Source organism: Priestia sp. P5_B4, assembly GCF_056400385.1.
The window spans coordinates 1-1104 of the sequence record NZ_JBFULJ010001100.1 but is presented as its reverse complement, the minus strand read 5'-3'; the positions used below and the strand labels follow the sequence as shown (position 1 = coordinate 1104).

Sequence of the window (1104 nt, the reverse complement as noted above, 5' to 3'; positions counted from 1 at the left end):
AGTGGATAAAGAACATTCATTTAAAAAGGATTTAATGATTAAACAGCAGAAAAATATAATTTTTATTCCATTAGAAGACATTATCTTTATTGAAAGACTTGATCGGAAATCTGTCATTCATACTAAAAATGGTAAATTCGAGACAAATGAAGCTTTAACTAGCTTGGAAGGTGCCGTTGATTCTAGGTTTATGATATCTCATAGATCTTATATTATAAATGTGGAACTTTTAACAAGAATCGAAGCAAAGGGTCAAATGTATAAAGCCTATTTTAAAGATTATAAGGAAACTGCAAGGATTTCCAAGCATAAAGTAGATAATCTGCAAAGGTACAAATTATTATAAAACATAGAGCTCAGCAATAAGTGCTGAGTTTTTTAATTTGTTGTTTTTTTGTTTATATGGATAAAAACGACGCTTAAAAGGAAATTTAAAGAGTTTGAATCTCAGAAAATTTTGTCTGAATCCAATTAGACAATACTTTTGTATGCGATTACAATTCTGTTATAGAGAAGAACAAGAAAAGAGAGTCGTAAAATGGTGCGAATAATAGATGTAGCAAAAAAAGCAAATGTTTCAACTGCTACAGTGTCAAGAGTGCTAAGTAAACCTAACACTGTAACGGAAGAAACGACTGAGAAAGTATTACAAGTAATTAAAGAATTAAACTATCAGCCAAATGCATTAGCTCGCCAGTTAAGAACATTAGAAACCAAAACCATTCTAGTCATTGTACCTGATATAACAAATCCTTTTTTTTCCAAGGTATTAAGAGGAATTGAGTCTGTAGCCGTCATAAACGGATATCAAGTTCTGCTTGGGGATACGGGCAATGATTTGGAAAGAGAAAATGGGTATTTAAACATACTTCTCCAAAAAAAAGCTGATGGAATGGTTTTACTAACGGCGAGAATGGAATCGAAGAACATTGAGGAAATGGCTCTCAAATATCCTGTAGTTTTGGCATGTGAATATATAGAAGGTTCAGCCATCCCCACCGTTTCTATTAATAATATCAGCGGGGCTCAAAAAGCAACAGAATATTTGGTTAAGCTGGGACATAAAAGAATAGGATTTATATCAGGTCCTCTAGATGGAGTGAT

2 protein-coding genes are annotated in these 1104 nt (G+C 32.6%); both read left to right on the top strand.

The window, feature by feature from the left end; all coding sequences use genetic code 11:
• Positions 1-346: LytR/AlgR family response regulator transcription factor (locus tag AC1DRF_RS29120; RefSeq protein ID WP_477742458.1), on the top strand; the 346-nt coding region annotated here is incomplete at its 5' end.
• Between the two features lie 192 nt (positions 347-538).
• The coding region (locus AC1DRF_RS29115; protein ID WP_477742457.1) for a LacI family DNA-binding transcriptional regulator at positions 539-1104 on the top strand (566 nt) is incomplete at its 3' end.